Raw genomic sequence first — 6492 nt, forward strand, 5'->3', positions numbered from 1 at the left:
CTGCGCATGACCGGCAAGCCGGTGAGCCTGCCGACCTGGAACTGGCGCGCCGCGGCCCGCTGCCGCACCACCGACTCCGACGACCTGTTCGTCACCGGCGCCGAGCAGCGCGACGCGCGGGAGTTCTGCTTCTCCTGCCCGGTCCGCACCGAGTGCCTGGCGCACGCGCTGGACCAGCAGGTGGAGTTCGGCGTGTGGGGCGGGATGACCGAGCGGGAGCGGCGCGCGCTGCTGCGGCGGCGCCCGGACGTCCGGTCCTGGGCTCGCCTGCTGGGCCGGGCGCGGACCGAGCACTACGCCGGGGGCGCGTCGCGCAGCGCCTGACCTGAACGGCGGCCGCCCGTGCCGGGTCGGTACCTTCATCGCTCCCGACCCGCAGGAGGACGCTCGTGATCGCGACCGGCGAGCTGGAGTTCGTCTCCGGCCTCTACCGGAAGTACACCTCCGACCTCGCGTCGGTGGTGGAGCAGCAGCGCGCGTTCCTGGCCGCGAACGCCGGGACGGTCACCCCGCAGCTCGACGACCTCGAGGCCGAGATCACCTACCTGCTGCTGCGCGAGTACCGCCCGGAGCACGTGGTGGAGATCGGCACGTTCTACGGCTGGTCGACGACGTGGCTGCTCAGCGCGCTGCGCGACAACGGCACCGGGCACCTGCACTCGTTCGACATGGTCGACCACGTGCGCCGCACCGTGCCGGCCGAACTCGCGGACGGCCGGTGGACCTTCCGGCAGGGCGACGTCAAGGACGACCTCGACGCGCTGCCCGCGGACACCGACTACCTGTTCATCGACGCCGACCACGGCAAGAAGTTCGGCCGCTGGTACGTCGACAACCTGTTCCCCCGGATGACCTCCGGGACCCCGGTCAGCGTGCACGATGTCTTCCACGGGCGCGGCGCACGATTCTGGTCCGAGGGCCAGGTCGTCGTGAAGTGGCTCGCCGACCGCTCGGTGCCGCACTTCACCGCGGCGCGCCTGAACTCGCCGGCGACGTTCGAGGCCGTCAACGAGGTCCGGGCCGAGCTCGGCCTGACCGGGGCGCGGAGCAGCACGAAGAACCCGATGATCTGGTTCAACCTGCCCTGACCGGCGTCTCAGCTGCCGGCGGCGGCCGTGGTCCCGGTGTTGTCGTGGCCGGCCAGGAGCTCCCCCACCCGGCGCAGGCCGTCCAGGTCGGCGATGTCCTCGGCGATCGAGGGCACCCGCACCACCGGCACCGACGGGTGCGCGGCGGCGAAGCGGGTGAGCAGGTGCTCCTCGCGCTCGGAGAGCTCGACCCGGTCGGCGTGCAGGCGCAGCACGGCCGCGGCGATCTGCGAGCCGGCGCCGCCGACGTTCTCCGCGGCGGCCCGGGCCCGGGCCGCCGAGACCGGGGCCAGCACCGGGTGCGTGCGGTTGAGCACCAGCCCGGCCAGCGGCATGTCCTCGCTGCCGAGGCGGTCGGTGAAGTAGGCGGCCTCGCGCAGCGCGTCCGCCTCCGGCGCGGCGACGACGAGGAACGCCGTTCCGGGCGAGCGCAACAGCGCGTAGGTCCGCTCGGCGCGTTCGTGGAACCCGCCGAACATCGTGTCGAACGCCTGCACGAACGCCGACGCGTCGGCCAGCATCTGCCCGCCGAGGATCGTCGAGACGACCTTCGCGAACAGCCCGAAACCGGCCCCGACCAGCTTGCGGATGCCCCGGCCGCCGGCCCGCGCCGGTGAGGAGAGCAGCCGGATCATGCGCCCGTCGAGGAACTTCGACATCCGCTGCGGGGCGTCGAGGAAGTCCAGGGCCGAACGCGACGGCGGCGTGTCGACGACGACCAGGTCCCACGTCCCGGACGCGACGAGCTGGCCCAGCTTCTCCATCGCCATGTACTCCTGCGTCCCGGAGAACGACGTGGAGATGGTCTGGTAGAAGGGGTTCTCGATGATCTTCTGGGCCCGGTCCGGCGGGGCGTGGCCCTCGACCATCTCGTCGAAGGTCCGGCGCATGTCCAGCATCATCGCGCTCAGCCGGCCGTCGTCGGGCCGGCCGACGTCGGGGACGGTGCTGGGCTCGTTGCTCAGCTCGTCCAGGCCGAGTGCCTGGGCCAGGCGTCGCGCCGGGTCGATGGTCAGCACGACCACCGTCCGTCCGCGTTCGGCGGCGCGCAGGGCCAGGGCGGCCGAGGTCGTCGTCTTGCCGACCCCACCGGAGCCGCAGCACACGACGACGCGGGTGCCCGGGTCGTCGATCAGCGTGTCGACGTCGAGTTCGGTACCGCGGGTCACGCGCGTGCCTCCAGACGCACACCCTGTGCGGTCAGTGTCTCCGCGAGCTCGTAGAGCGAGCCCAGGTCCACCCCGCCGAGCAGCTGCGGGAGCGTGACCCGCGGCAGCGGCGGGTCCGGCTCGTTCGCCAGGCGCTGCAGCGCGGCGGCCTCGCCGGCGACCCGGACGGCGTGCTCGACGGTCTCGGCCACCAGGCCGTCGATCTCGTCGGGGGCCAGGTCGATCCCGGCGCCGGCCAGCCCGGTGCGGACGCGGGAGGCGTCCACCCGCCCGTGCGCGGCGGCGGTGACCGAGCGGTCGGGCAGCCACTGCTCGCGCATCCGGTTGACGATCATGGTGCCGACTCCCAGACCGGCCTCCTGCAGCTCGGTGACGGTCTCCAGGGTCTCGGTGACCGGCAGGTCCTGCAGCAGCGTGACCAGGTGCACGGCGGTGCGCGGGGAGTGCAGGAGCTCGACGACCCCCTCGGCCTGACCGTGGATCGGCCCGGCCTTGGCCAGGTCGGCCATCGCGCGGGTGACGTCGAGAAAGGTGACCAGACGGCCGGTCGGCGGGGCGTCGAGCACGACCGCGTCGTAGACCGGGCGCCCGTCCCGGTCGGTGCGGCTGACGCACTCCTTGGCCTTGCCGGTGAGCAGCACGTCGCGCAGGCCCGGCGCCAGCGTGGTGGCGAACTCGACCGCGCCCATCCGGCGCAGCGTCCGCCCGGCCACCCCGAGCCGGTAGAACATCTCGAAGTACTCCAGCAGCGCCGCCTCGGCGTCCACCGCGAGCGCGCGCACCTCACCGCCGCCGGGCGCGACCGCGATCCGGCGCTCCTCGTAGGGCAGCGGCGGCGTGTCGAAGACCTGGGCGATGCCCTGGCGGCCCTCCACCTCGACCAGCAGCGTGCGCTTGCCGCCGGTGGCCAGCGCGAGCGCGAGCGCGGCGGCCACCGTCGTCTTGCCGGTACCGCCCTTTCCGGACACCACGTGCAGCCGCGCCGTCGACAGGGGGTCTGGCCAACCGGTCGTCGTCACGTCGGTCAGGGTACGTAGCTCGTGGGCCTGCGGCCCGGTGACGGCCGTCGCTCACATCCCACCGCCCGTCGAGGCGGGCGGATCGGACGGACGTACGGCCATTACAGTTCCGTGACATGAGCTCCCCGGCCACCAAGTGGGAATACCTGACCGCACCGCTGCTGATCCACAACACCAAGGCGATCCTGGACAACTTCGGCCAGGACGGCTGGGAGCTGGTCACCGTGACCAGCGGCGCGAACGCCGAACAGCTGGTGGCGTTCTTCAAGCGCCCGGTCCAGGCATGAGCCCGTCGGAGAAGCTGCGCGAGCTCGGCCTGAGCCTCCCGTCGGTCGCCGCGCCTGCCGGCGCCTACATCCCGGCCCGCCGTTCCGGGAACCTCGTGTTCACCTCCGGGCAGGTCCCGTTCGTGGACGGCAAGCTCCCGAAGACCGGCAAGATCGGCGGGGACGTCTCCGCCGAGGAGGCCTACGACCTGGCCCGGATCTGCGCCCTGAACGCGCTCGCCGCCGTCGATGCGCTGGTGGGGCTGGACTCGGTCACCGGGATCGTCAAGGTCGTCGGGTTCGTCGCCTCCTCGCCGGACTTCGGCGGGCAGCCCAAGGTGATCAACGGCGCGTCCGACCTGCTGGGCGAGGTGTTCGGCGAGGCCGGTGCGCACGCCCGGTCCGCGGTGGGTGTGGCCGAGCTGCCGATGAACGCGCCGGTCGAGGTCGAGCTGATCGTGGAGGTCGGCTGAGATGACCGCGGGCGCCCCCGGCAGCGTCGACGGTCCCGCACCGGTCGAGGCCGGGCACGAGCTGCTGGTCCGGTTGGCCGGGCGCCTGCCCGACGACCTGCTCTGGCGCCTGCGGGACTGGCTGGCGGCCGGCGCGCGCGACTCGGTGGACGCGGTGCTGCCGCGTGCCCTGCTGCGGCACCGGCTCGGCCTGACCGACCACGAGCGTGACCTGCTGGCCCGCTGCGTGGACGAGCGCTCGCGCTCGCGGCGGCTGGTGGACGCGATCCTGCCGATCGCCGAGCTGGACGAGCCGTGCACGGCGTTCGCGGCCGGGCACGGCCTGCCCGACCTGGCGGCGCTGTCGGCGACGTCGGTGGTGGCCGGGCATCCCGGTGTCGAGGAGCTGCGGCAGAGCCTGCGGGGGTACCGAGAGGAGCGCCGGCGGAACGAGCATGGGCACCGCGGGGAGCAGCGGGTGCTGCTGGTGCTCGGCGCCGACCGTCCCTGGGAGCTGACCGCGACGCTGCAACGACTGCTGCGGGTGCACGGCGACCGGACGCCGTGCGTCGAGGTCCTGCCCCTCGAGATGGACGTCCCCGCGTACCACCAGGCCGCGTTCGTCGGCTCGGTGACGCTCTGGGCGGCGCCGGCGCATCCGGCCGATGCCGCACCCGTTCCCGGCCAGGAGGCCGGTGCCCCCGCGACCGGGACCCTCTCGGGCGCGCTGACCGGGACCTGACCCCAGGTCGTCCGGCGAAGGAGACACTCCATGTCCGAGACCGTGGCTGCGGCCCCGACCGCGCACGAGCTGCTGCTGGCCCTGGCCGGGTGGGTGGACGACGACCTGCTGGCCACCGGACGCGAGCTCGTCGCCGTCGGCGAGGAGGTCCCGGCGCTGGAGCTGCTGGTGGCCTCGCTGGCCGCCGGGCGGACCGCGCTGCCGTCGCCGGTGCGGGCGGCGCTGGTCGAGGCGGCCGTCGGGCTGCGGGTGGAGCCGCACGCCGACCGGGTCCTGCCCCCGGGCGTCCCGCCGGGGGAGACGGCGCACCGGTTCGCCGCCGAGGCCGGGCCGGCCGACGTCGCGGTGCGGGTCGCCGGGATCGGGACGAACCTGCCGGTGGTCGCGCGCAGCGGGGCCCGGGTGTCGCTGGCCTGGCGGCTGACGCCGGCCGGGGCCGCACCGGGGCCGCTGCCGCATCCGGTGCTGCTGGCCGCCGTGCAGACCGGCGGGCCGGTCGAGGTGCTCGCCTACCAGCTCGGCGCGGCGCTGGCCCGGGCCGGCGTTCCCGCCTCGGTGGAGGCGTTCGTCGACGGGACGGCGCTGCCGCCCTACCACCTGGCCGCCCTGTCCGAGGCCCTCCCACTGGACCCGGCGGCCGGCGAGGACGCGCCCTCGCCGGCACCTCCCGCGACGCCCGCGGCGCCGGGACATCCCGCGACGGCCGGGCCCGGCCCCGGCCTCCCGGCTTCCGGTACGGGCGCTGCGAGGCCGGGCGGGCCGGGCGCTGCCGGGTCGGACCTTGCCGATGGCGTCGCCGACGAGCTCCTGACCGACCGGGACCTCCCGCCGGCTCCGGACGCCCCCGACGGTGGCGCCGCGCGCAGCACCGCAGGTGACGTCGTCGACAACGGCTCCGCCGACGGTGACGCGGCCGCCGGGGGAGTCGCCGCCACGGGCGCGGCCGCTACGGGAGTCGCCGCCACGGGCGCGGCTGCTACTGGAGTCGCCGCCACGGGCGCGGCCATCGGGCACACCGTCGACGACGCGTCCGCGCCGGAGGCCTCGACGCCCTCGCGCGGGATGGAGCGACCCGGATCCGGACCGAGCGGATCGCCGTCCGGTCCCGCACCCGGCGCCGGACCCTTCGACGAGGGCCCTCAGGGCCCGGACCTCGATACTCCCGCGCATCCGTTCCCCGCCACGGCGCCGCGGACCGACGACGGCGACCGCGTGGAGACGTACGCAGCGGCCGACGACGTCCCGCGTCCGGGTGCCGGCACCGACCGGGCGGTGGACGGGCACCCCGCCCCGCGACCGGCGCCGCGTCGGACCGCGTCCGGCCCGGAGAGCACGGAGTGGTTCGCCGACCCGCCGGCGGGACCGGTCGGGGATCACGGTGTCGATCCGGAACCGGTCGCGAACGGTGTGCCGACGCCGGCGGACGGATGGCGTCCCGTCGACGGTGTGCACCCCGTTCCCCCCACCGGGCCGATCGCGGTGCCCCGGTCCGACGACGCCCTGGACGGGCCGCTCGACCGCCCGCTGCTCGACACCCGGCTGGACCGGCCCGACGGCCCCGTCCCCCAGGGACCTGTCTCCGACGAACCTGCCCCCGACGGCGCGGTCCCGGACGGCGCTGTCCCCCACGGGGCTGTCGCCGACGCCGCTGGCCCCGACGGCCCGGTCGTCGTTCCCGGCCCCGGGGCGGAGGTCCGGGCCACCGCGGGACCGGTGGCAGACACCGCGTACCCGGGTGAGGACGCCTGGGACCGGG

7 protein-coding genes and 1 pseudogene are annotated in these 6492 nt (G+C 75.2%); 6 read left to right on the forward strand and 2 right to left on the reverse strand.

Annotated elements, in window-relative coordinates:
• The first annotated feature begins 6 nt into the window (after positions 1–6).
• Together I4I78_RS28445 and I4I78_RS28450 are read left to right on the forward strand one after the other, a co-directional pair.
• Positions 7–324 carry a WhiB family transcriptional regulator gene (locus I4I78_RS28445; RefSeq protein WP_218614592.1) on the forward strand — a complete coding sequence of 106 codons (318 nt, stop codon included), beginning with the start codon at positions 7–9 and terminating at the stop codon, positions 322–324.
• 65 nt (positions 325–389) lie between these two features.
• Positions 390–1088: a class I SAM-dependent methyltransferase gene (locus tag I4I78_RS28450; protein ID WP_308252419.1), complete on the forward strand. Its 699-nt coding sequence runs from the start codon at positions 390–392 to the stop codon at positions 1086–1088.
• Between the two features lie 8 nt (positions 1089–1096).
• On the opposite strand, the gene I4I78_RS28455 is transcribed toward I4I78_RS28450, so the two are convergent.
• Together I4I78_RS28455 and I4I78_RS28460 are read right to left on the reverse strand one after the other, a co-directional pair.
• Positions 1097–2257, reverse strand: a complete 1161-nt coding sequence (locus I4I78_RS28455; RefSeq protein ID WP_218614587.1) for an ArsA family ATPase — start codon at positions 2255–2257, stop codon at positions 1097–1099.
• Positions 2254–3276: an ArsA-related P-loop ATPase gene (locus I4I78_RS28460; protein ID WP_218614588.1), complete on the reverse strand. Its 1023-nt coding sequence runs from the start codon at positions 3274–3276 to the stop codon at positions 2254–2256. Before I4I78_RS28460 ends, I4I78_RS28455 begins: the two co-directional genes overlap by 4 nt.
• 116 nt (positions 3277–3392) lie before the next feature.
• On the opposite strand from I4I78_RS28460, the gene I4I78_RS28465 reads away from it, so the two are divergent.
• The 4 genes and pseudogenes from I4I78_RS28465 to I4I78_RS28480 all read left to right on the forward strand — a co-directional run.
• Positions 3393–3563 (forward strand): DUF4177 domain-containing protein, encoded by a 171-nt coding sequence (locus I4I78_RS28465; RefSeq protein WP_218614589.1) that lies wholly within the window; start codon positions 3393–3395, stop codon positions 3561–3563.
• Positions 3560–4015 (forward strand): RidA family protein, encoded by a 456-nt coding sequence (locus tag I4I78_RS28470; RefSeq protein WP_218614590.1) that lies wholly within the window; start codon positions 3560–3562, stop codon positions 4013–4015. Before I4I78_RS28465 ends, I4I78_RS28470 begins: the two co-directional genes overlap by 4 nt.
• Position 4016: 1 nt before the next feature.
• Entirely contained in the window at positions 4017–4736 is a 720-nt protein-coding gene (locus tag I4I78_RS28475) for a hypothetical protein (protein ID WP_218614591.1), read from the forward strand.
• Between the two features lie 30 nt (positions 4737–4766).
• Positions 4767–6492 (forward strand): annotated as a pseudogene (locus I4I78_RS28480) (hypothetical protein); the annotation flags it as partial.

The sequence above is a fragment of the Pseudonocardia sp. KRD291 genome, assembly GCF_019263595.1.
Taxonomy (GTDB): Bacteria; Actinomycetota; Actinomycetes; order Mycobacteriales; family Pseudonocardiaceae; genus Pseudonocardia.

What these genes read in the sequence shown, in the direction of transcription:
- I4I78_RS28445 (WP_218614592.1), top strand. Translation starts at nt 7, where the DNA reads ATGACCGGCAAGCCGGTGAGCCTGCCGACCTGGAACTGGCGCGCCGCG.
- I4I78_RS28465 (WP_218614589.1), top strand. Translation starts at nt 3,393, where the DNA reads ATGAGCTCCCCGGCCACCAAGTGGGAATACCTGACCGCACCGCTGCTG.
- I4I78_RS28470 (WP_218614590.1), top strand. Translation starts at nt 3,560, where the DNA reads ATGAGCCCGTCGGAGAAGCTGCGCGAGCTCGGCCTGAGCCTCCCGTCG.
- I4I78_RS28475 (WP_218614591.1), top strand. Translation starts at nt 4,017, where the DNA reads ATGACCGCGGGCGCCCCCGGCAGCGTCGACGGTCCCGCACCGGTCGAG.